Here is a 23,191-nt window from a genome sequence, read left to right as displayed (position 1 = left end):
CGGGTTAAGTGGAAGGAAATGGAATCACCCTGCCGGTTTTGCCGGGCGCTACCTATGTAGCGCGGGCTTGGGGGCCGAGTCCAGGCGCTTGAGCATGTCCAGCCACATAGCCAGGCCGACCATCAACAGCGCACCGGCCACGGCGGTCGCCAGTTGCATGGCGACGGCATCGTGGGCCAAGGCGTTGATCATGTCTGCCAGGGGCGCCAGCACGACCCCAAGGCAAAACACTTCCAGGGAGTAGCGGCCCATGCGGCACACCTCAGTGGCAACGCGGTTCTGCGTCCAACCGGCGTGGGGCAACAGCTTCGCCGTAACGTAGGCCAGGGCGAGGAAGTGCACGAGGCGCACCGGTGACAAATCGGTCTTGCTGATCGGGTACAGCCCATCACTGAGCCAGGCCGGCATCCAGGCGTCATGCACGTGCGGCCAGCGCCACGACAGGGTGATCACCGCCGCCAGCACTACATACAGGGCACATGCGACAAACAGCGGCTGGCGCGACAACGGGCGTACCTGCACAGGTTTCGGCCGCTGGCTGTACACCGCCGCCGCGCCGCCAAGCACGAACAGCAACTGCCAGGTGACCGGGTTGAAGTACCACACGCCGTCGGCAATCGCGCGCAGGTTCCAGCCCATCCAGGGCGCCATCAAGTAGATCGCCAGCGACACGGCCACCACGGCCTCGACCCTGCGCATCATCATCGGCAGCACCAGCGGCAGGCCGCCCAACAGCACGATATACAGCGGCAGCGGGTCCATCAGGTTGGGCTTGAAGCGCAGCAGCAGTTCGTCGGTCAGCGCCTGCTGGGGGTGGGTGACGAAGTGCGTCAGGCCCATCTCCTCGACCAGGTCGCGGGTTTCCACATGGCTGTTGGCGAAGAACACGATGCCCATCAGCAGCGCCAGCAAAAAGATATGCACCACATACAGCACCCAGGTGCGTCGCAGGATTTTCAAACTGGCCAGCCAGTAACCGTCGCGCTGCAGGATCTTGCCGTAGGCGAGCACGGCGGCAAAACCGGCGAGGAACACGAACACCTCCGCCGCGTCGCTGAAACCGACGTTGCGCAAGGTGATCTGGCCGAGAGGGTTGTGGGGGACGTGATCCCAGAAAATGAAGATCAACGCCAGGCCCCGAAAAAAATCGATGCGTGGGTCGCGTCCGTCAGGCATGGCTACGGGCTCTTGAATGTCAGGTTTAACAAGGACAGGTGAGCGTGGGCGTTGTCGTACGCGCACGTCGGGCGGGCGCAGGTTGGCGGTATTTGTAAGCAATTGCAAAGGTTGGATATTACTGAATGTCTCTAGACATCAATGATGACCAGTGTGCCATGGCTGCCGGCGAGCACTGCGTGGGCGATACCGGCTTCCACGAGGTACATCTGGCCGGCGCCTACCCTGATTTCGTCGTCGCCGATGCTCAGGCGCAACAGGCCATCGATCACCAGCAGGCCTTCGTTGTAGTCATGGGTTTCTACCTCGTACGCCTGCTCATCCATACGCAACACCTTGATCCACGCGGGGCCAACCTGGCCCAGACGCTTGGATTTCCAGCTCTCGGGTAGTTGCGCGGCCATGGCGGAAAAGTCCAGTAACGGCATGTGAATCTCCTTGTTTCAACGATGCCGTCGGTGGTCCGGTTCAGCGGTGAGGGTCGTTATCTTGATATCACGCGGCGCTGGCTTCGTGGGGTTCAAAGCTGTCCGCCCGCGCCATCTGCCACATCCGCGAATAGAACTCGCCATTCACCTCACCGGTCAACAATTCGCCCGGCTTGAGGAACACATGCAACTGCGAGAACAATTTGATCTCGGTCGCCGACATGCGTCGCACCAGGTGCTTGGCCGACAGTTGCGACGGATGCTCCAGGCCCGCCGCCGCGAGCATTTCCGCCAGGGCCTTGAGGGTGTTGCGGTGGAAGTTGAACACGCGCTGGGCCTTGTCCGGTACCACCAGGGCGCGCTGGCGCAGCGGGTCTTGAGTCGCCACGCCGGTCGGGCATTTGTTGGTGTGGCACGACTGGGACTGAATGCAGCCAATGGCAAACATGAAGCCGCGCGCCGAGTTGGCCCAGTCGGCACCGATGGCCAGTACGCTGGCGATATCGAACGCGCTGACGATCTTGCCGCTGGCGCCGAGCTTGATCTTGTCGCGCAGGTTCAGGCCCACCAGGGTGTTGTGCACGAACAGCAGGCCTTCACGCAGTGGCACGCCGATGTGGTCGGTGAACTCCACCGGCGCGGCCCCGGTGCCACCTTCCTTGCCATCGACCACGATAAAGTCCGGGAGGATGCCGGTTTCGAGCATGGCCTTGGCGATGCCCATGAATTCCCACGGGTGGCCCAGGCAGAACTTGAAGCCTACCGGTTTGCCGCCGGACAGTTCACGCAGTTGCGCGATGAACTGCATCAATTCGATCGGTGTGGAGAACGCGCTGTGACGCGACGGCGAGATGCAGTCTTCGCCCATCAGGATGCCACGCGTGTCGGCGATTTCCTGGGTGACCTTGTGCTTGGGCAGGATCCCGCCGTGGCCGGGTTTGGCGCCCTGGCTCATCTTGATTTCGATCATGCGCACTTGCGGGTTCTGCGCCTGCACGGCGAAGCGCTCAGGGTCGAAACGGCCATCGCTGGTGCGGCAACCGAAGTAACCGCTGCCGAGTTCCCAGGTCAGGTCGCCGCCGTTTTCGCGGTGGTAAGGGCTGATGCTGCCTTCGCCGGTGTCGTGGGCGAAGTTGCCGAGCTTGGCGCCCTGGTTCAGCGCACGAATCGCGTTGGCGCTCAGCGAGCCAAAGCTCATCGCCGAGATATTGAACACCGATGCCGAGTACGGCTGCGTGCACTGCGGGCCGCCGACCATCACGCGAAATGCGCTGGGTTCGCTGAGCGGCGCCGGGCGCATGGAGTGGCCGATGAATTCGAAGCCCGACTGGTACACGTCGATCAGAGTGCCGAAGGGTTTGTCGGCGGTTTCGTTCTTCGCCCGCGAGTAGACCAGCGAGCGCTGGGCGCGGGAGAAGGGCAGGGCATCGCTGTCGGATTCGAGCAGGTACTGGCGGATCTCCGGGCGGATGGCTTCCACCAGGTAACGGATATTGCCCAGGATCGGGTAGTTGCGGCGCACGGCGTGGGGGCTTTGCAGCAGGTCGAACAGACCGATCAGGCTCAACACGCCGGTGACCACCGTGATGGGCCACAGCCATTCGTGTTCGATAAAGGGCAAGCTGGCAAGGGTGAACAGGACGCACACGGCAAAGAAGGCGTAACGGCTTAACAACGACAGGCTCATACGGTTTCCTTGGGTTCAGACTTTTTTGGTCGGTACGGCATTCTGCGCCTGTAAGGAAACCCTAGACAACCTGTGGGAATATTCAATTTGGCACGCTGGGTGAGACGGACTGGCCCGATATAGAGAGCTTGCGGCTATCAGTGACTTCGACGTGGGCCTGGTTGTCGGTGGTTGAGTCACCCCCGACAAAAACAGTAAAGGTGCCGGCCTCCACCACTGGCGCCAAATCCGCACCCAGTAAGGCAAAGTCATTTTCATCGAGTGTGAAAACCACTTCCCGGGTTTGGCCGGCTGCTAAATGCACTTTGCGAAAGCCGCGTAACTGGCGTACCGGGCGGGTGACGCTGGCGACAGCGTCCCGCAGGTAAAGCTGAACAATTTCGTCGCCTGCGCGTGGGCCGGTATTGGTGACGCTGGTCGTTACAGTCAAGGGCTGGCTGGAGCCGAGGCGCGTGCTGCTCAATTGAGGCAACTCGCTTGCCTGGAGTGTCTGGTTAGCAACCAACAACGTCTGCTGTGAGTTCTGACAGGTATATGCTTATTGCAATCTGTTCTCGTTTGGGTGTGTGGATTGTGTTACTGTATAACGCATCAAATGCACTCAAACGCCCCGGAGGCCTTATGAAAGCTGGTATCCATCCCGACTACCGCACCGTGCTGTTCCACGACACCGCCGCCGACGTGTTTTTCCTGATCGGCTCCACCGCCGACAGCGACCGCACCCATAAACACAGTGACGGCAACACTTACCCGTATATTCCGTTGGATGTGTCCAGCGCCTCGCACCCGATCTACACCGGCCAACAGCGCAAGACCCAGGCCGAAGGCCGCATTGCCGGGTTCAACAAGCGGTTCGCGTCGTTTGGCTCTAGCCCGAAAAAAGCCGAGGCCTGAGCGACATGATGGCGGCGTGTCCTACGCCGCCGTCTGCCGGATCGGCAAGACCACTCTAAATTTCGTACCTTTGCCCAGTTCGCTGCTGACGGAAATATCGCCCCGGTGTTTCTTGACGATGCCATAGGACAGCGACAGGCCCAGCCCTGTGCCTTCACCCACCGGTTTGGTGGTGAAGAACGGGTCGAAGATTTTCTGCACGGTCTCAGGCGCAATCCCACAGCCGTTATCGGCCACTTCCAGCCATACATGCTCGCCTTCCACGCCATTGCTGATGGTGATGGTGCCGCGCTCGGGTCCCATGGCTTGCGCAGCATTGATCACCAGGTTCATCACCACCTGGTTGAGCTGGGATGCCAGGCACTCGATTTCCGGTAGCGGGGCATAGTGCTTGACCACATCGGCCTTGTACTTGAGTTCGCTGGCGACGATGTTGAGCGTGGAGTCGATGCCCTGTTGCAGGTTGGCAAATTGCCAGGTCTGGTCGTTGTCCACCCGGGAGAAGTTCTTCAGGTCCTTCACAATCTGTATCACACGGCTGATACCTTCCTTGGATTCCCTGATCAGGATCGGAATGTCTTCCTTGAGGAAGTCCAGTTCCACCTCGTCGCGCATCGCCTTGAGTTGATCGCGCTGTGTTCCCGGCGCAAGGGTTTGCTCGACCGTCCGGTAGGCATCCAACATCTGTTGCAGCTGGTTGAAATAGCCATCCAGGGTGCTGAGGTTGGAGGAGATAAACCCCACCGGGTTGTTGATCTCATGGGCCACGCCCGCCGCCAGTTGCCCCAGCGACGCGAGTTTTTCCGACTGCACCAATTGGCTTTCCAGGTGCTTGCGCTCGTTGATCTCCAGTTGCAACGCCTGGGTGCGCTGTTCCACCAACTGTTCCAGGTGTGCGGTTTGCAGGGAGGCACGCCGGGCCATGTCCCATTTGTTGGCCAGGGTGTTGGCCATTTGCTGGACTTCGATATTGTCGAAAGGCTTTTTCAGGATCAGCAGGCGATCATGGGCGTGCAGGCGCTCCAGCAGGTCTTCCCAGGAATAGTCCGAGTAAGCGGTGCACACCACCACCTGCAGGCCGGGCGCGACTTTCCAGAGTTCCTCGATGGTTTTCGCGCCATCCCAGCCCTGGGGCATGCGCATGTCGACAAAGGCCAGGGCGTAGGGTTGTTTGTTTGCCATGGCCGTGACGAGTAGTTGCAGGCCTTCCTCTCCACCGTATGCCGAATGCAACTCGAACACCTGGGCCTGGGCTTTGGCCGTGTCGCCGAACAGGGCCGACTCCATGTCATCCAGCGCCTGGTTGGATTCGACGGCTGGCATCAGGATTTTGCGAAAGTCGTCATGGATCGACGGCGTGTCATCGATCAACAAAATGCGCCGGTTGGGAGGCTGGTTCATGGGGGGCTTCCGGCAAGAGTGAGAGGAATCGTCAAGGTAAACACCGCACCCAGGCCAGGCCCATCGCTGTGTGCGCTGAGCTGGCCGTTCATTTCCACGGCGGCCAGGGCGCAGCTGTGTAGGCCGAAGCCGTGGCCTTCCTTGCGGGTGGTGAAGCCGTGGGTGAAGATCCGGGTCATATTCTCGGGCGGAATGCCTTCGCCCTCGTCTTTCACGCTGATTTGCAAGGTGTCATCGGCACCCGGCTGGACAACCAGGGTCATTTGTCGTGGCCGGTCGGTGAGGTTGGACATGGCGTACTTGGCGTTGCTGATCAGGTTGACCATGATCAGCAACAGCCGGTGCTTATCCCCGAGGATTTCCGGCACCCGTGCGTACTCCTTGACCACCGTGACGTGGTGACGGCTCAGGGCACCGGCATTCATGCGCAAGGCATCTTCCATCAAGGCACTGATGTTGACCGGCTCCAGCAGCGTGGACGCACCGGCGTAGGATTGTTGGGTGGCGACGATGTCCTTGATGTGGTCGACGCTTTTGCTCAACTGCGCCAGTTCCTCGGTCATGCCCTGCTGTTCGGCGGCGATGGCCTCCACCAACTGGTTCAAGTAGCCGGGCAACAGTTTGCCCTTTTCATCTTCGGTAAGGAACGTGCCCAGGTCAGCCTGGCGTTCGTTGATCAACTGCATGGCTTTGCCCAGGCCCAGGGCCTTGCTGCTACGCAATTTGCGGCTGACCAGGTCGGCGGAAATGTTCACGCTGTTGAGCACATTGCCGACGTTGTGCAGCACGTTGGTGGCGATCTCGGCCATGCCGGCCTGGCGGGCGCTGTCCATCAGTTCACTCTGGGCATCCTTGAGCTGCCGCGTACGCCGCTCCACGCGTTGCTCCAGGGTTTCATTGGCCGCCTGCAAGGCGCGGTTGACCCGGTTGATCTCGGCGAAACTGCGCAACAGGCGCACGGCCAGATAGAGCAACAGCACCACCAGCAAGGTCGAGAAAATCAGCAGGTAACGGTGGTATTGATGGTCGACCAGGTCGGCCGTCTGCTGGTCCTGGTTGAGATGGGTGGTCAGGTCATCCAGGCGTTCGGCCACGGGCACCGCCGCGATTCGTTCGAGCAGGCTATTGACCAAAGGCTGTTCGCGCAGGATCAGCGAAATATGATTGCTGAGAATATCGACCGGCGCCTGGAACTCGACAGGCAGCAACTCTTTGTTGACGGCCAGCTTGCCCAGGCCGACGAGAATGTCGGCGGCTCGATCATCGCTGGTGACCTGGGCGAACTCCAGGCTGCTGAGCAGCAGGTCGTAGGTGTCGGTGGCCACGCTTTGCAGTTGCGCCTTGCCCTCATCGTCCACACGGTTGAATTGGGCCTGGATATCGTCCTCGGCAGTCGGGAGGAAGGCCAGCGAGTTGCGCAGCACCGCGTTGTGGGATTTGAACTGGTCCACCAACCGGGCCTTTTCCTGGATGGCCGCCTCATAGGCTTGTTGATCGGCCTGCCAGCGGGGCAGGTCGGTGGCCTCGTGGTAGGAACCGCGGCTTTTCAGCTCGGTCCACAGTCGGGTCATTTCCAGCAGTGGCGCGACCAGGGGGTCGTAGTTATGGGTAATAGAGATCCTGGCCTTGAGCACCTCACTGTCCCATTGGGCATTGAGTTGCTGGAGTTGCCGGATCAGGTCCCGCGAGTGAGTGTAACTGGCTGTCTGGTCACGGCCTGACTTGAAGTACAGAAAGACCAGTGTCGAGGCCAGCAGCACGGTGATCAGGCCGAGCAGCAGTTGGCTGGTACGGCGTCTGGACAGGGTCATAGTGGTTTGCCCGCCCATTCGCCCGTCAGGGTCTTGAGGAATTGAATGATCAGGTCCTTGTCTTCCTGGGACGGGTTGCGCCCCAGTTGATACTTGAACATCACATCGACCGCTTCTTCCAGGGTCCTGGCCGAGGCGTCGTGAAAGTACGGGGCGGTGACGGCTACATTGCGCAGGCTGGGCACCTTGAACACATGGCGGTCCTCTTCGTCCTGGGTCTGCAGGTAGCGCCCAAGGTCCGACTCCACCGGATTGCCCCGTGCCTTGAAATAGTCGCCCATCACGCCGAATTTCTGGAACATGTTGCCGCCGATATTGACCCCCTGGTGGCAAGCAATGCAGCCGTAGTCCTTGAAGCGTTGGTAGCCGTACTTTTCCTGGGTCGTGAGGATCTCGGTGTTGCCCAGCAGGTACTGGTCGAATCGCGAGTTGGGTGTCAGCAGGGTGCGTTCATAGGTGGCCAGTGCGTTTTGCACATTGGCGGCGGTGACGCCGTCGGGGTAGGCCTGGCTGAACGCGGTCTGGTAGGCAGGCATGGCGGACAGGTTCTGCACCACGGTTTTCCAGTCACTGCCCATTTCCACCGGGCTGATCACCACCTGTTCGACCTGGGCTTCCAGGGTATCCACCCGGCCATTCCAGAACTGCTTGAAGTTCAGGCTGGCGTTGAATACCGACGGCGTGTTGATCGCGACCGGCTTGCCGTCGAAGCCAAGGGAAAACGGCTTGTCGTCGGCACCGCCGGACGCCAGTCGATGGCAACTGGCGCAGGAGAGGGTGCCGTTGACCGACAGGCGCGGTTCGTTGAACAGCTGGCGACCCAGCTCGACCCTGGCCGGGTCCAGCGCCGGAACCGCAGGCAGCGGTTTGAGCGCTTCATCCAGTGGTGCGGCCAGCAGCGGTGCCGCCAGGCCCAGCATGAACATCAGGCCAAGACGGTAAGTTGAGACATCGCTCAAGCGAGCACTCCTTGCAAGCGTAGGGCTATGGGGTGGGCATCAATGTCGCGCAGCCCACTTGCAGCAACTGGGCGAAGTCTTTGGCAGGCACGGCCTTGCTGAATAAAAAGCCCTGGCCTTCTTCACACAGCTGGGCTTGCAGGAAACTCAGCTGATCGAGGGTTTCGACCCCTTCGGCGATGATAGTCAGTTCCAGGCTCCTGCCCATGCCGATGATAGCGCTGATCAGTTGCTCGTCCTGGTTATTTACGTTCAGGCCGCGCACGAAGGACTGGTCGATCTTCAACACGTCGATGGGGAAGCGTCTCAGGTAGCTGAGGCTGGAGTAACCGGTGCCGAAGTCGTCCAGGGCCAGGCGCACGCCCATGGCCTTGATGGTGTGCAGGGTCTTGACGGTTTCTTCGACATTCTGCATCAGCACGCTTTCGGTGATTTCCAGTTCAAGCAGATGTGGCTGCATATCGGTCTGCTTCAAGATTGCGACGAGGTTGTCGACGAAGTCGCGTTGACGGAAGTCGATGGCCGAGATGTTCACCGAGATGCACAGCGGTGGCAGGCCCATCGCACGCCAGGCCTGCACTTGCTCGCAGGCCTGGCGCAGCACCCATTGGGTCAGGGGCACGATCAGCCCGCTGTCTTCGGCCACGGGGATGAAATCGCCGGGGTTGACCCAGCCCGAGCGTGGCTGGAACCAGCGGATCAGCGCTTCGGCGCCGACGATCTTGCCGGATTTCAGGTCAAGCTTCGGCTGGTAGTGCAGCACAAACTCTTCGCGGTCCAGCGCCTGGCGAATCGCGCTTTCCAGGTTTTGCTGGTGTCGGGCGCGCCGGTTCATGTCTTCGGTGTAAAAGCTGAAGCCATCCGGGCCCTGTTCCTTGCGGGTGCGCATGGCGGTCTCGGCGTGTTTGATCAGTTCCACGGCATTGCCGCTGTCATCGGGGTAGATCGCGATGCCCAGGCTGGCGGTGACGCTCAGGTCGTGCCCTGCGACATGTCGGGTGGCACTCACGGCCGTGAGGATTTTTTGTGCGATATGCTGGGTTTGCTGCGGATGCTCGATATCGCTGAGCACAACCACAAATTCGTCCGCGCCGTAGCGAAACACCGAATCCGATGCACGCACGCTCGCCACCAGGCTGTGGCTGACCTGTTGCAGTACCTCATCGCCCACCGGGTAGCCCAAGGCATTGTTGACGCGCTTGAAGCGGTCCAGCCCGATAAACATCACCGCCAGTTGCGTGTCATGCCGGTGGCCCAACGCAATCGCCTGCGTGAGCCGGTCGCCCAGCAGCGTGCTGTTGGGCAATTCGGTGAGGGTGTCGTATTGCAGCAGGTGCGAGACTTTGAGCAGCTCCTGCACACGTTCTTCGATAGTGCGCTCCAGGCCGATCACCTTTAGCGCTATGTCCTGGGCAAGCTGCCATTTCCAGGTCAGGGCGCTTGCCATCTGGCGGATCTCCAGATGATCGAAGGGTTTTTTCAGGATCAGCAGCTGGTCGTTGTACTTCAGTCGCGCCTCGATGGCTTCGAAGGAATAGTCGGAATAAGCCGTGCACAGGGCGATCTGCAGGTTGGGGTCAACGTTCCACAGCTGTTCGATGGTCTGCAGGCCATCCCAACCCGGCGGCATGCGCATGTCGATGAACACCAGGGCATAGGGCGCGTTGGCGGCCAGGGCCCGGTTGACCAGTTCCAGGGCTTCCTCACCCTGGTAGGCGGAGTCCAGCTTGAAGGCCTGGCGTACTTTAGGGGCGGTGCCGAACAGCGTTTCCTCAAGGTTCTCCAACGAAGGCTCGCCATTGGCATCGGCGCAGAGAATCTTGCGGAAGTCCTGGTGGATCGAGGCCGTATCATCGACGATCAGAATGCGCCGGTTGGCCCTGGCGGAATCAGCAGTCATGGCCTGCTCCTTGACGACAAAAGGTTTGACTGCATAACGATTCCTTCCCTGATTTCGCCTCGGAGCGGGGCGCCAACCTGTTCTGTCAGCATAGTCGAGGTCCCTTGATATCGACGGCCAGTTGGCGTCAAATCAACCCCGCGCCTCAGGCGAAGGAAGCTGGCCGGGCACGAGGGTTCAATTTAGCTCAATTTTGTTTGATTTGAAGGCGCGGTCACCATGGATGAGAAACCCACTGTTTTACTGGTCGATGATGAAGAGTCGATTCTCAATAGCCTGCGCCGGCTGTTGCGCAGTCAAGCCTTCGATGTAGTGCTGGCCGGCAGCGGCGCCCAGGCTCTGGAGATCATGGCGGCACAGCCCATCGACCTGATCATGAGCGATGCGCGCATGCCCGGCATGGATGGCGCGCAGTTACTGGCCGAAGTCCACCGGCTGTACCCGGCCACCAGCCGTATCCTGCTGACCGGCTACGCTGACGTGCCGACCATCATCAAGGCGATCAACGAAGGGCAGATCCACCGTTATATCGGCAAGCCGTGGAATGACGATGAACTCAAGCTGATCCTGCAGCAGGCGCTTGAACATCAGCGGCTTGAACGGCTGACCCAGGTGCAGAACGACCAGCTCAAGGCGCTCAATGCCACCCTGGAAAAGCGCGTCGCGTCGCGCACCGCCGAGTTGCAGCAAACCGCCGACATGCTCGACCTGGCCTACGAAGAACTCAAGCGCAGCTACGTGACCGGCACCGAAGTGTTTTCGCTGTTGGCCAACCTGCGTCTGCCCAGGGATAAGCAGACCAACCGCGCGCTGATCGAACTGATCCGCGTGTACTGCGCCGCCCAGGCCATGGATGAAGCCAGCACTCGCGACCTGACCATGGCCGCCGCGCTGTACAACATCGGCAAGCTGAGCTGGACCGACAGCATGATGGTGTCGCCGTCGGACAAATTGCACAGCACCGACCGCACGCTCTACCGCGAGTACCCGGCCCAGAGTGAATCGCTGTTGATGACCCTTGAACCGATGAAAGACGCGGCGCGGATCATTCGCCATCATCAGGAGCGCTGGGACGGTACGGGCTTTCCCGACCACCTCAAGGGCGAGTCGATTCCTCCCGGTTCACGGCTGTTGAAATTGGCGGTGGACTTCATCGAGTTGCAGAAAGGCTTGATCCTCGAGCGCAACTTGAACAGCGATGAAGCCCTGCTGTTTATCCGCAAATATGCCGGGCGCCTCTACGATCCGGACCTGGTGGAAGATTTCGTGCAGGCCTGCGCAACGTTCCTGAGCGACGTGACCCTGGGCGACCCCACGGTAAAAGTCCTCACCACTCGAGAACTGGAGGCCGGCATGGTCCTGGCCCGCAACCTCAATGCCGACAACGGCATGTTGTTGTTGAACGCCGGCAAGGTGTTGAACCTGCCGCTGGTCGACAAGTTGATTGCGTTCGAAGCGATGGAGGGTGCCAAGTACAGCGTGTTCATCAAGACGCCCGAGGAGCAGGCGCAACTCCCCTAGTGCGCGCCGTACGGGGCCCGGCTTGCCTACAGGCCCCAGGTTTTACGCCGGCTGCCGTGATAGTCGATGATGCCCCTGAGTACGTACACGTCTTTCTCACCGTCTTTCCCGGTTTTCTCGAGCGCCACTCGCCATCGACCGCGCCCGGCGCCTGGGTCCAGTTGCGGCAGATCCACGTAGCTGTAGCTGCCGATTTTCTTGCCGCTGACCCGTCCTCCTTGAATGTCCTGAACGATTTCGTCGATTTTGCTTTTGGCGTTGGCTGGCAGCAGAGACAGTTGGGTTTCCATCAGCTCGTCGAACCTGACGATGTGGGCCGCCCCGTCGCCCGAGGGGGTGACGGCGCTCGGTGGCACAGGGGATTGTGGCCTTTGAGGCAGCCTTTCACCGCGAGGAAGTGGCGGGTGTGCGGGTTGAAATTCCAAAGGCGTTGAGAATTTGGGAATGGTTCTTTCAAATTCCGCGACCGTCACGCTGTCCACCGCCTTGAAACTGGAGACTGCTCCGGTCCTTTCGCCGTGGGACAAGGCAATGTAGGGAATGCCGGCTTTTTTGAAATCGTCTGAAAATGAATCGACGCCGAGCTTCACAAAAAGCTCATGGCGCCGTTCGTTCCTGAACGTTTTCAAGGCTTCCTGGATACCCGGGGCCTCGAGCCATTTCTTCAAGGCCTCGTTAAAGCTGATGTTGTGTTGTGTGGCGATGTCCTGGACGATCTTCATGCGTCCTTTTTCTCTCACAAACGCATCGAGGGTTTCCTGGCGCCAGGTGGACAAGTGAAACTTATTATCGAACTTCGTCAGGCTGTTCAGCTGTTTCTGGGTGAACGCATAACCGACGAAAGTGGCGCCGGTATCGTGGTCGATAATACTGATCGATGCCCTGATGTGTTTTGAGAAGTCGTCGTTCCGGCCAACGATTCGTTTGATTTTAATAAACAGATTTTCCATCTCCTCGCTGGAACGGGTGAATTGTCCGGACAGGAAGTAGGTGGTCTTGTTCAGGTGTGTATAAAGGTTCGCTTCGAATTCAATGTTCAATAACGTCTCGCGCAGTCGCGGCGCGGGAATCCCCCGCTGCCCCCAGACAATGCGGCGAAAAGCGGCCTCATCAACACCCAGGCGCTCCAGCGCGTTGTCCAGCAGTCGACGTTTCTGTGACGCGGTCACCTCCTTGAGCATCGCTTCGCCATGGGTAGCAGAGGAGTAGATGCGCATCGCTGCGATCAGGTCATCGTGCACTTGCTGTTCGGCGGTACGCCCCCCGAGAACGCCCAACACCGACCCGCCCCCGCGTGTCGTACGCTCAAAGCGTGGCTTCCAGCTTTTTGCATCGCCCGGCACGACCATGAAATCCGGCTTATTCCCCGTCGGGTGCTTGATAAAGCGCGCACCTTCTTCCACATGGGACGCATACAGGTAATAGCGACCGTCGTTGCCCATCATCGCGACAAATTGCTGATTGCGACTGTCCATGAAACTGGGCGCGCCCATCGCGCGCGACAGTCGAAAATGGTGGGTTTGGGCAAACGCTTCGACGTCAAAAAGAGCGTCGATCGAGTGGGGCAGTCGGTACTCTGCGACATCGACCCAGGCCGGGTCCAGCGGGCGGATCGCGGGTTTGGCGAGAACGATGGAGGCTTTTTTGTCTTCGCCGATTTTGCGGATCAGGCCCGGGATGCTGCGCCCCAACTTCTGCGCGTTGCGCACCCCTCGGACGATGTAGCGATGGGCCAGGCGCCGCAGGGCCTTGAACAGGGACAGTCCGAGGAGGAAGTCAGCCACTTCGACGGAAAATAGAAAGCCGTTGACTGCCGATTCGAGGGCAATTTCCGCGTTGGTCCGCGAACGGTAATCGGCATGGGAAAGCTGAAAGCCCAGTTGTGCCGAATACAAATAGGCATGCAGCTCGACGGTGACGGGGGTCAGGGCATAACGGTGCACGCTGCGAGTGTCATTGAACACCCGGGAGAGTTCGCGCACATCGTGCGTGGCCATCCGTTGGCTGAAATAGGCACGCCATTCGGGTTTGGCCTTGAGCGTGTCGAGTTCCGCCAGGCCCAGCACCAATTCCCTGAAGGGCGCATCATCGGGGGCCTCCGGTGTGTAGAGCACGCACACGCCGCCGGGCCTGGTGCCCTTGCGCTGAATGACCAGCACGCCGTTGATCACCTGGCCTCCCTGGCCCCCTTCAAGCCCGCCTCCCATGACCAGGAGATTGACCTCGATATCGAACTGGCCGACCTTGGGCCGGATGGTGGGGTCGGGATGCTGCGCAACCGCCTGCACCCAGTCCAGTCCACCGCCGGGTGTCTTGAAAATAAACAGGTCGTTGACAGCAGGATTGAGCCGGCTCTCCAAGGCGTCCTTGCGCATCCTTGCCGCATTCGCGCGCTGCCAGGCGCTGGCGAAAGCGCGGTCTTCACCGTCTGGCGCGAACGCCGCCCTGAGGTACGCCGCGTACTGCTGGCCAATGTCGGCCTGTAGGGCAAGGGCGCGCAGGTCTGCGTTGTCGAGCCTGCCGACTTTTTCTCCTCGCGTGTCGAAAAGGTCGGCAGTGGCGGTGATCGTTCTGTGCAATTCATGGGGCGACCACGCATCGACGTTGCGCCGGGCGTAGCTTCCCAGGGTGCGCAGGTCCACGACTTCTTTGGCGTTCCAGGTGCCGAAGGTCAGTGTCTGCTCCGTCAACACCAGGGGAATATCGAGCTGTGGGTCTTCGCAGATGTAGACCGTTTCGGATTCGTCGTCTCGATAACCCGTGACCTTGACCGGCATTGACGTGCTCACACGCAGTCGTACCAGGCTCTTGTGGACGTCCAGGTCCACATTGGCATATTCCGGTTTCTGGCGGCTGAGCACCTTGCGGGTTTCATCCTCCGCGAACGCTGGCAGGGTCGAAATCTGTTCAAGCAGTGGGCGCAGCGCCTCATTGTTGTCGACCAGGGTTGTTTCCAGCTGTCGGTACAACTGCTGGTCCGCCGGGCTGGCCGTGCTCAGCCAGACGGGGTCGTGCGGCGCGACCAGGCGCAGGTTGCGTGCCGCGAGGGCCGCGGATACATCCAGGTGTGGCGCCAGGTCGGCAACCAGAGCGATCTCACCGGCCAGTGGCAACGTCTGTTGGCGCAGAGCCGCCCGGGTGTTGAAGTACTGCCGTACCCGCAGGGAGCGGACGTGGTCGGCGATCACGTCGGCCTCGATCCGTGCCGGGTCGCTCGCCAATATTGGCGTGTCACTCGCGTGTGCTTGAGCGGCCAGCGGCAGGCTGGCAATCAGGCGTTGGCCCGCGGGGTCGCTGGCGCGCAGACGTGCCGCCACGGTTTCATTCAACCGCGCCAGGTTTTCAAATTCCTCGAAGCCTTCGCCAGGGCTGAAGAGCAGCACGCTGCCAACGGGCGGTGTGCCACCGGTGGCGTTCAGGATGAACGCGGCGGCGAACTCGCTGCCATTGTCCAGCGCCAGCCGGTACACGGCAGGTCTGGGGCCTGTGGGAAACACCTTTTTGCGCGCCGCGGCGGTGGGGTATTTCAATACCGTGTCCGCCAGTGTCCGTGACGCGGCCGACAATGTGCCGTCCAGCGTGCGCAGGGCCAATTGGTGGGCCAGGACCTGCCGGCGCAGGTCGACCAGTCGCTCCTCGAGGGTCGGTTGGTCGCCTTCCCGATCTCTCCAGAATTCATTGAGCTTGACCGTGAAGGCGATTTCCAGCACGCCCGCCAGTGTGGCGGTCGGGCTGGCCGCAGACAGGCGTTTGCCCTCGTCCACGGTACCGCTTTCCCGGTAGAAGGCACCGCTCTCTTGCGTCAGATAAGCCTGCGCGTCAGAGCCGCGTAACCTGGCCAGCAGTGATCCCAGGGGTTCGCTGCCCAGCCATTGTTTCTGGCCCGGTACGTCCTCGCGATAGCGGCTGTAGAAAATGTGGTTGGGATTGATGGGCCGCTGCAAATCAGGAAACAAGGCAGCCAACTGTTGCTGATACACCGTTTCAAGATTCGGCTGTTGCTGGAGCAGTTCGTCGGTCTGGGTATTGAACCTGCCGAGTGCCTGGATAAGCAGCACTTGCTGGGTGTCGCCGGTCTGGTTGGCGGCGGGTACCACCGGCAGGGTCACGGGTTGCGAGAGGTTGGCAGGCCCGTTGACCGGCAAGAGTGGTTCCGGGGCATCTGAGGGGGGAAGCGATGACTGGTACATGGTGAACTCGTATGGAAGGCGCTTGCGCACGGCTGGATCAGAGTTCGGAGTCTAGGGTTGGCGGTTGCACGTGTTGCGGTGCATGTGTGTGGGTGAACGCGTGCCCGGGGGCGATTGCCTGCAACGCAAGCCCATGTGATCCTTGCCGCTTTTGCGCCTGAGGTTTATTGCATGTCCACCATTATCCGCATTGCTGCCGCCCTCCTGATCGGCAGTGATGGCCACACGTTGCTGGTCCGCAAGCGCGGCACCCAGGCCTTCATGCAACCGGGCGGCAAGATCGATGCCGGTGAGCAACCCGCCCAGGCCCTGGCCCGCGAGCTGCACGAAGAGCTGAACCTGCATATCGATCCAGGCCAGGCCTTGTACCTGGGGCACTTCTCGGCGCCGGCCGCCAACGAGCCGGGTTTCACCGTGGAAGCCGAGCTGTTCCAGGTGCGGATCGACGTACCGGTGACGCCTGCCGCTGAAATCGAAGAAATACGCTGGATCGATCCCATGGGCGACGGCGGCTTGCACTTGGCGCCGTTGACCCGCGACCTGATCCTGCCGTTCTACCGCGAATCGCTGGCCGGCTGCGCGACGTCCGCTTGATGGGAGGGCGGTCAGCGAACCGCGCTGACCCCATCCAGGGTGGAGAACGAGGTGTCCTTGGCCGTCAGCAGGAAGTCGCGCATGTACGGTGCATCCAGCATGTCGGCGCGAATCCCCGCATACAACGTCGCGAACAAGCCTTTCTCGCCGAGGCGCTTGGCTTTCACATAACCACGCGAGCTGTATTCATGCAGCGCCCAGTGGGGCATGCCGCATACGCCACGGCCGCTGGCCACCAGTTGCATCATCATCACCGTCAGTTCCGAGGTGCGCACCTGGGCCGGTTCCACGTCGGCCGGTTCCAGGAAGCGGGTGAAGATGTCCAGGCGGTCACGCTCCACCGGGTAGGTGATCAGGGTTTCGGTCAGCAGGTCCTCCGGCACGATGTACGCCTTGTTCGCCAACGGGTGCTGATTGGCCACGGCCAGCATGGCTTCATAGGTGAACAGCGGCACGTAGGTGATGCCGGGCAACTCGAGCGGATCGGAGGTGACCACCAGGTCGAGGTCGCCACGGGCCAGGGCCGGCAGCGGGGCGAAGGCGAAACCCGAGGCCAGGTCCAGCTCGACTTCCGGCCAGGCATCGCGGAACTGGTCGATGGTCGGCATCAGCCACTGGAAGCAACTGTGGCACTCGATCGCCATGTGCAGGCGTCCGGCGGTGCCGCCGGCCAAGCGCGCAATATCCCGCTCGGCGCCGCGCAGCAGCGGCAGGGTGGCGTCGGCCAGTTGCAGCAGGCGCAGCCCTGCGCTGGTGAAACGCAGCGGCTTGGTCTTGCGCACGAACAGCGGCATGCCCAGGCGTTCTTCCAGTTCCTTGAACTGGTGGGACAGCGCTGATTGCGTGAGGTGCAGGCGCTCGGCCGCTTCCACCAGGCTGTCAGCTTCGCGCAGGGCGTGCAGGGTTTTCAAATGACGGATTTCCAGCACGGTCGCCTCCATGAGAAGAATTTGTCTTTAATGATAAATCATTGAAGACAATTCATGTTGGCCCGCAGGTGATGCCTGTCGGTCAGACTCTCAGAAAATACTGATTGGCGATTGGCAGGTCGATGTTGCCGCGCCAGATGTTTGTGTCTGCGAAAGTGGCGCCACCCTCTCGTTGAGCCGTTTGCCATTTCATGCCCAGGTACTGTTGGGCCCTGAGCTTGATATGCGCCTTGGCAAAACTGTCGAATGCCGAATGCTCCGCCACGTAGTGAAAGTGCGCGTACCAGAGCACAGGCGCCTGCGGCGTGGTCGTGTCGTGAAGGGCATATTCCTGCAAGTAGTCTGGCTGTCCGTCCGGGCGTTTATCCCTGAGTTTCTTGCGTGTTCCGAGTTTGCGCACCTCCAGCCGGCCTTTGCTCATCAGGTAGTCCAGGTAGCCCTCCGTGGGCTTCTGGCTTTCCACGGTGCGCTGGATGCGCAGGGTTTCACCCGCGCGCTTGAGTCGGTCGGCGCGGGTGAGCAGTTGCTCGACCAGCGGGTTACCGGCCTCATGGTTTTGCACGATGCGGGCGCGGGATTCGAGAGCATGGGCTTCACTGACCAACATGTGCTCAAGGTTGACTGGCTCCATGGTTTTGTAGCTGTTGACAGTGTTTTCCAACGCATCGACGGCATCCAGGCGCTTGCGGGCTTCATCCACCAGCATCTTGGTGTCGGTGGGTAAGGCCGGTGGCACATCCACGGGCCGACTTTTTTCGATGTTCAAGCGATAGCGGTGGCTGTCCGACATTTGCTCCCATACCTCGACCGTCACGCCTTTTTCGTTACTGACGAGAAACTGCCTGGGGGATTCCTGTACCCCAAGGCGCAACTGCCCGTCTTCGGTTTCAAACACCGTTCTACGTCCGGTAGGCGCCGGTGTGTGGGATTTGCGCAGGCTGCGCCTGGCTTGGTGGGTCAATTGGGTCAGGCCGTCGAGCAATGGCTGGAGGCAGGTCGGATCGAAATGGTCAGGCGAGAGCACGTTCCAGGAGATCAAATCGCGATGAGCCTGTTCGTAGACCTTGATCAGGTTTTCCAGGAATTGATTGCGCTGGACCTTACTGATGTTGGCGTCGGGCAGTTGCAGCTGAGAGGCCAGACTGATATCCAGTTTTATCCTCAGATCGTGCAGCAGTTTTTCCTGGAGTACCCACGTAACGTCGGTGGGTTTCGGGCGGCTTCCCACGGTCTCCAGCAGTTGTCCCATTCGAGTGGTCAACAGGGTGTTCTCGCTGTGTTTCTCCAGCAGTGGCAACACATCCTCTTTTAGCAGGTTGCGTCGGACGGGTTCGGTCACGCGTTTGTACCAGGTACGCAACGATTTGGTCGAGGTGCCTATCAGATCCCACTCGTTGACAAACTGCAGACGCACGCGCTTGAGCTCATCCAGCAACGCAACGTGTGCTGCGCTCCAGAGTGGCGTCGAGGCCAGTCGCGCCTTGATTTCTGTGATCTCCTCAAGCAAGTCCAAGCCGATGGCTTGGGCGTGCTTGGCACGATGAACCAATCGCTCCGAGATAATGTGAGCCACCCTCACTTGGTTTTGCTTGATCTGTTGGCGCAGGGTTTCACCGGGAAGCTGCGCGAGGGTTTCGGCCATTTCATGTTGACGAATGCAATCCGCGATTTCGCTGGCCAGCAGGGCATCCAGTTCTTTTGTCTCGCGGTACCTGCGGACGCGGTCCTGGGGCCTGCGCGAGATAAGATGTTCTTGCTGGAAACTGACCAGTTTCTCCATGGTCACGCCCAATTGAGCGTCAAACGTCCTGCACAACTGGTCATATTCCGCGAGCTGGGCGTCGCGTTGTGCATTTACCCGTGACACGGGGGCCGGCAGTTGCCGCTCTACGGCAGCGGGCATATCGCTGCCTCGGCGTGCGCGCTGCCTGTGCCGACTGCCGCCGCCATAGCCGGTGAGGTGGCCGCCATGTACCGCAGCGTAGGTATCCCACTGCATGGCCTCATCAAGTGCAATGGCTGGCATGTAGGACTTGCCTGGGGTGATCAGCCGCATTTCGTGGGTGGTGGGGTCGAATTTTACTTTGAAGTAACGGCCTTCGTTGATGATGAAGTGATCGCCGGACCGATGGCGCAGCGTATTCCGATAAGGACCGGCGTGCACCGCTTGCAAACTGCCGACCGACAGGGGGCGAGGGTGTTCGTAACCGGCGAAACGCTTTTGAGAAGGCATGGCCTGGCGAGATTTCACGTTACGCCAGAAGCTTTGGCGCGTGGGGTGCCTGAGTTGATGCTGGCGGGTCAACGTGCGCGCGGTGGCCGCTTTGCCCGCGGGCGGAGCGGCGAACACCAAGGCATCCATGCCGGCATACACCAGGCTGTCGAATGCCGAGACCAGTTGTTCGATGCCGTGGTGAACCTCGCCGTGCCTGAAGGCGTCGACGGCGCTGTACAGGCTGGTGACGCCATCGACCAGCGAAATGGCAGTGCCGATATAGGGGACAAAGCTCAAGGCAATCCTGATGCCATTGAACAGGTGGCCGCTCCTCAATGCATAACGCTCCCTGGCCAGGTCTTCGTTGGAGCGTGCGTCGGTTCTGTTGGCTTCGATCAAGCGGCCCATGTGGGCGTCGAGCAGGTGCTCGGTCAGCGAGGTGGTGGCGGGCCAGGCGGAACCCACGCCGATGATTGCGTCATAGCGTTTGACAACCGCTTGGTCGATGCGGCTGATGTGCCCGTCGAGGGGGCCGGTGATTGCGCGTCCTGCCACGTAGTTGATCATCGTATCGAGGCTGCACAGGTCGAATAATCGCTGGCGCGCCTGTTCAAGGCTGTCGAAACGCCGCAGGTAGCGTTCATCCGGCGCGTCCGGCAGGTAGAGCAACGTCACGCCACTGGTTCGTTCGTGAATGAACGTAATGCCCGACAGAGTCACTGGGCTTTCAGTGGTGGTGTCCGCGTCACCGACGGTCAGGATCGCCGGCAACAAGACGATGCGCTTGTCGCCCGTTTCCCAGCCTTCCCGGGTGTTGGCGTGAATGGCGATGTCCAACAGGTGGTGTTCGTCGGCGCTGATATGGTGTTGACGCAATGCCATTTCGCCTTGCAGCGCCAGCATCAGGCGCAGGGGCGCACTCAGGCATTCCCGGCGGTAATCCACCTGGAACATGGATTCTGCCGGGGTTCCTTTGAACGCCTGGTAGATTCTTGTCTCATAAGCGCCGGCCAGGTTCAGCTCGCGCACTGTCCGGATCAGGTATTCGCGGGTAATGCCGGCCTTGAGGATTGCCTGTTCGGCGGCGTCCTCTGCCGTCACGTCCACGCTCAAGAATCGCAGGCGCAGGTCGGTTGCGTCGTCGACATTGCTCAACGCCAATTCATCCAGCGATAACGTGCTGCGCGCTTGGCTGGGTGTGTAGTGCACCCTCACTGGCGTGCCGCCGACACCGCTGCCACCCGGTACTGGCCTTTGTTCTGATCTGACCGAAACCGGCAGGTCCAGCTTCACGGTAAAAGCCTGGGTCAGAGAAAAATCTTTGCGCAAGCGCGCATCCAGGTGTTGGCGCACGAATTCATCGCGCGGCATCAGTGACTGATCGCTCAGGACCTCGGCCCGCTCAAGTGCTCGGATGTAGCGCTTGAGCTGGTTTTTGAACTGTTCGCGCTGCTCAGCGGTTTGCCCATTCAGCCAGACCGGCAGTTTTTCCGCGATCCGGCTGCTGTTGTCTTGCTCTTCGATCTCCAGCAGGGCGGCCGCGCGGGCGCTGTGCTCTGGCAGCAGCAGGCTTGGGAGTAAGGTTTCGCGCAGTTCTTCCAACGCAGCGGCCGACCCCCTTGAGCGGGTTTCGGCCATCTGCTCGTCGCAATCGAGCTGTTGCTGGCTGAGGCTGTGTTCAAAGGCATTGCCGGTCAATTCGGTGAGGTGCAAAGCCAGCTCAGTGTCTTCGGCGCTGATCTGGAACAGGCTTTCCTGCAGCGCAGCGCGTGAAGCAAAGCGTTGCAGGGCGCCGTCGCGACCCGGCCAGTAGACCAGATGGATGGCGTTGTTCGTCGGTGGCACCTCAAGGTTGGGCGATGCGGTAATCACCAAAGGACCTTTGAGCTCGCTCGTGGTGATCCTGCTCGTGGCGTTGTTTTTTTCGGTCACTGCCAGCGTCATCGAACAGACGGAAACGGCCAGGCTGCGGTCTTCGGACAGCGGGGCAGCCAGGGCAATCTCGATCAACTTGAACTCGTCGGTGCTGATCTGGTTCAGCGTCCGTTGAATGCCTGCCTCCAGCCGCAGCCCCGCAAGCCTGGCCTGGTACAATGCGGTGAATTGAGTGTTCAGGCTGGTGATATCCAGCGGGCGCCGTTGCAGCAGTTGCCGCGCCGCTCGCTCGCAGGTCTGTTGCTGCGCACGCAGCTCACCCATCAATTGCTTTAATGGTCGCAGGCGTGCCTCCCTGCTGGCGGTGGTCGTATCGTGGGTCAGCAGGGCGTCAAGCGCGTCGCGTTGATGTTGCACTGCGCTCTGACGCTCGCTGAGGCCGAGGCCAGGGTGCAGATGGCCAAACTGCGCAAGCGTGCCTGTGCCTTTCACGCGCGAGGTGGGCGGCAGGGGCGCCGTGGCAAACGGTGACTGCTCCCGTCGCTGCTGGTCGAATGCTTCGACCTTCTGGCGCGCCTGGTAGGCATCCTCAATGTCAAGTGCGGGCAGGGCATGGATGGTTGCGCGGTACTGCGCATCGGCCAACTGGCCGAGCCACAGCGTGATGCCGGTCTCCAGCGGCCGCTGCTTGACCTGGTATTCGATCTGCGCGAAAGGATCATCCTGTGGGGTAGAGAACAGCAACCTTTGCTGTTCAAGCAACCAGCGCTCCATGTCCGTGCGTTTGCTGAAGGTTCGCCAGGCCGGTTGATGGGCTGGCAAGTACAACAGTTGTTGTACCGGCTGATCGGTATCCGGGGTCAAGACCCAGGCACCGGGCAGCACCCGTGTATCGGCCGTGGTGCCCGTGAGGAACATTTGTTCAGCGCAGACTTTTTGTTCTTGCTGGCCTGCCTGGGGTGGATCGATGACGGCACGTATCAGTTTGACCGCCTCGTCACTGAGGGTGCCTTGGGCAAGCTGGGCCTCGGCCGAGGCTTCGAAATGAATGTGGTACAACTCTGCCGCACGGGCGCGACAGGACTGGGGCTGGAGGGGCGCCCGGGTGTGCCAGAAGTAGCCGGTCCATGCGTCCTTGAGCGCTTGCTCCAGATCCATCCCCTTGAGCTCATCCAGCAGCATGGACAGCGTATAACCCGAAAGCACATGGTTTTCCGGCAGGCCGACCACGCTGCCCTTGGGCACCTGTGTCGTGTCCATGGCTGGACGCTGTTGCATGTACAGGCAGGCTTCGATCAAGGAAATGCGGCAGGTGCCGCGCAGTGCCGTGGCCATGAATTCTATGCCGGTCAGTTCCGCGTTGAGTTGCCAATGATCGTGGATCATCTGACTGATAGTGCTGCGAACCGAGGGTGTTCCCGCTATCAAGGCCTGCATGTCGCGGTGACATTCCTGCCAGCGTTGGATCGCGTCCAACAACAGAACTTCATCGGTGACCTCGGGCTTCAGCGGGCGGGAAAGGCCGAAAACTTGTGCGCCATAGTGCGGATCAGGGGGCATGTACAGGGCTCCATCGCTTGAAAAACCGATTAGAGCTCGTCAGCGTCGGTA

Annotated in this window: 14 protein-coding genes; 3 read left to right on the top strand and 11 right to left on the bottom strand. The window is 60.6% G+C overall.

The window, feature by feature from the left end:
* Positions 1-48 precede the first annotated feature (48 nt).
* From BMX59_RS01665 to BMX59_RS01650, 4 genes are all read right to left on the bottom strand, one after another.
* Entirely contained in the window at positions 49-1,176 is a 1,128-nt protein-coding gene (locus BMX59_RS01665) for an OpgC family protein (RefSeq protein ID WP_093119499.1), read from the bottom strand.
* A 131-nt stretch (positions 1,177-1,307) separates the two neighbouring features.
* Positions 1,308-1,604: a cupin domain-containing protein gene (locus BMX59_RS01660; RefSeq protein WP_092241017.1), complete on the bottom strand. Its 297-nt coding sequence runs from the start codon at positions 1,602-1,604 to the stop codon at positions 1,308-1,310.
* A gap of 67 nt (positions 1,605-1,671) precedes the next feature.
* Entirely contained in the window at positions 1,672-3,291 is a 1,620-nt protein-coding gene (locus BMX59_RS01655) for an FMN-binding glutamate synthase family protein (protein WP_093119495.1), read from the bottom strand.
* Between the two features lie 82 nt (positions 3,292-3,373).
* Positions 3,374-3,754, bottom strand: a complete 381-nt coding sequence (locus tag BMX59_RS01650) for a fibronectin type III-like domain-contianing protein (RefSeq protein WP_256572924.1) — start codon at positions 3,752-3,754, stop codon at positions 3,374-3,376.
* A 158-nt stretch (positions 3,755-3,912) separates the two neighbouring features.
* Between BMX59_RS01650 and BMX59_RS01645 the strand changes: the two genes are divergently transcribed.
* Positions 3,913-4,185 (top strand): type B 50S ribosomal protein L31, encoded by a 273-nt coding sequence (locus BMX59_RS01645; RefSeq protein ID WP_071488679.1) that lies wholly within the window; start codon positions 3,913-3,915, stop codon positions 4,183-4,185.
* Positions 4,186-4,206: 21 nt separating this feature from the next.
* Here BMX59_RS01645 and BMX59_RS01640 read toward each other — a convergent pair whose 3' ends face one another.
* Genes BMX59_RS01640 through BMX59_RS01625 form a run of 4 tightly spaced genes read right to left on the bottom strand, consistent with a single transcriptional unit; the run spans position 4,207 to position 10,256 of the window.
* Positions 4,207-5,586, bottom strand: coding sequence for an ATP-binding protein (locus BMX59_RS01640; protein ID WP_093119490.1), 1,380 nt, complete (start codon positions 5,584-5,586; stop codon positions 4,207-4,209).
* Entirely contained in the window at positions 5,583-7,397 is a 1,815-nt protein-coding gene (locus BMX59_RS01635; protein ID WP_093119487.1) for a DAHL domain-containing protein, read from the bottom strand. The genes BMX59_RS01640 and BMX59_RS01635 overlap by 4 nt, the downstream gene beginning before the upstream one ends.
* Positions 7,394-8,323, bottom strand: coding sequence for a cytochrome-c peroxidase (locus BMX59_RS01630; RefSeq protein WP_371914361.1), 930 nt, complete (start codon positions 8,321-8,323; stop codon positions 7,394-7,396). The genes BMX59_RS01635 and BMX59_RS01630 overlap by 4 nt, the downstream gene beginning before the upstream one ends.
* 58 nt (positions 8,324-8,381) lie before the next feature.
* The gene (locus BMX59_RS01625) at positions 8,382-10,256 is read right to left on the bottom strand and encodes a putative bifunctional diguanylate cyclase/phosphodiesterase (RefSeq protein ID WP_093119483.1); all 1,875 of its coding nucleotides are present in this window, start codon (positions 10,254-10,256) and stop codon (positions 8,382-8,384) included.
* 219 nt (positions 10,257-10,475) lie between these two features.
* Here BMX59_RS01625 and BMX59_RS01620 point away from each other — a divergent pair, with 219 nt between their 5' ends.
* Positions 10,476-11,777, top strand: a complete 1,302-nt coding sequence (locus BMX59_RS01620; RefSeq protein WP_092241029.1) for a response regulator c-di-GMP phosphodiesterase, NosR family — start codon at positions 10,476-10,478, stop codon at positions 11,775-11,777.
* Positions 11,778-11,803: 26 nt separating this feature from the next.
* Here BMX59_RS01620 and BMX59_RS01615 read toward each other — a convergent pair whose 3' ends face one another.
* A complete protein-coding gene (locus BMX59_RS01615; RefSeq protein ID WP_139212838.1) occupies positions 11,804-15,997 on the bottom strand; it encodes a DUF6543 domain-containing protein in 4,194 nt (1,397 codons plus the stop codon).
* A 141-nt stretch (positions 15,998-16,138) separates the two neighbouring features.
* On the opposite strand from BMX59_RS01615, the gene BMX59_RS01610 reads away from it, so the two are divergent.
* Positions 16,139-16,561 carry an NUDIX hydrolase gene (locus tag BMX59_RS01610; RefSeq protein WP_071488686.1) on the top strand — a complete coding sequence of 141 codons (423 nt, stop codon included), beginning with the start codon at positions 16,139-16,141 and terminating at the stop codon, positions 16,559-16,561.
* Positions 16,562-16,572: 11 nt separating this feature from the next.
* On the opposite strand, the gene metR is transcribed toward BMX59_RS01610, so the two are convergent.
* Together metR and BMX59_RS01600 are read right to left on the bottom strand one after the other, a co-directional pair.
* Positions 16,573-17,490, bottom strand: a complete 918-nt coding sequence (gene metR / locus BMX59_RS01605) for a transcriptional regulator MetR (RefSeq protein WP_071488687.1) — start codon at positions 17,488-17,490, stop codon at positions 16,573-16,575.
* Between the two features lie 82 nt (positions 17,491-17,572).
* Entirely contained in the window at positions 17,573-23,140 is a 5,568-nt protein-coding gene (locus BMX59_RS01600; protein ID WP_256572923.1) for a dermonecrotic toxin domain-containing protein, read from the bottom strand.
* Positions 23,141-23,191: the final 51 nt, after the last annotated feature.

The sequence above is a fragment of the Pseudomonas sp. NFR09 genome (assembly GCF_900111535.1).
In the GTDB taxonomy this organism is placed as follows: Bacteria; Pseudomonadota; Gammaproteobacteria; order Pseudomonadales; family Pseudomonadaceae; genus Aquipseudomonas; species Aquipseudomonas extremorientalis.
Note: the sequence above shows the minus strand (reverse complement) of the source record. Positions and strands in the feature narration are given on the sequence as shown.

Bases quoted from the DNA above. Each gene is read 5' to 3' on its own strand.
- BMX59_RS01665 (WP_093119499.1), bottom strand. From the start codon at position 1,176: ATGCCTGACGGACGCGACCCACGCATCGATTTTTTTCGGGGCCTGGCG.
- BMX59_RS01660 (WP_092241017.1), bottom strand. From the start codon at position 1,604: ATGCCGTTACTGGACTTTTCCGCCATGGCCGCGCAACTACCCGAGAGC.
- BMX59_RS01655 (WP_093119495.1), bottom strand. From the start codon at position 3,291: ATGAGCCTGTCGTTGTTAAGCCGTTACGCCTTCTTTGCCGTGTGCGTC.
- BMX59_RS01645 (WP_071488679.1), top strand. From the start codon at position 3,913: ATGAAAGCTGGTATCCATCCCGACTACCGCACCGTGCTGTTCCACGAC.
- BMX59_RS01640 (WP_093119490.1), bottom strand. From the start codon at position 5,586: ATGAACCAGCCTCCCAACCGGCGCATTTTGTTGATCGATGACACGCCG.
- BMX59_RS01635 (WP_093119487.1), bottom strand. From the start codon at position 7,397: ATGACCCTGTCCAGACGCCGTACCAGCCAACTGCTGCTCGGCCTGATC.
- BMX59_RS01630 (WP_371914361.1), bottom strand. From the start codon at position 8,323: ATGTTCATGCTGGGCCTGGCGGCACCGCTGCTGGCCGCACCACTGGAT.
- BMX59_RS01625 (WP_093119483.1), bottom strand. From the start codon at position 10,256: ATGACTGCTGATTCCGCCAGGGCCAACCGGCGCATTCTGATCGTCGAT.
- BMX59_RS01620 (WP_092241029.1), top strand. From the start codon at position 10,476: ATGGATGAGAAACCCACTGTTTTACTGGTCGATGATGAAGAGTCGATT.
- BMX59_RS01610 (WP_071488686.1), top strand. From the start codon at position 16,139: ATGTCCACCATTATCCGCATTGCTGCCGCCCTCCTGATCGGCAGTGAT.
- BMX59_RS01600 (WP_256572923.1), bottom strand. From the start codon at position 23,140: ATGCCCCCTGATCCGCACTATGGCGCACAAGTTTTCGGCCTTTCCCGC.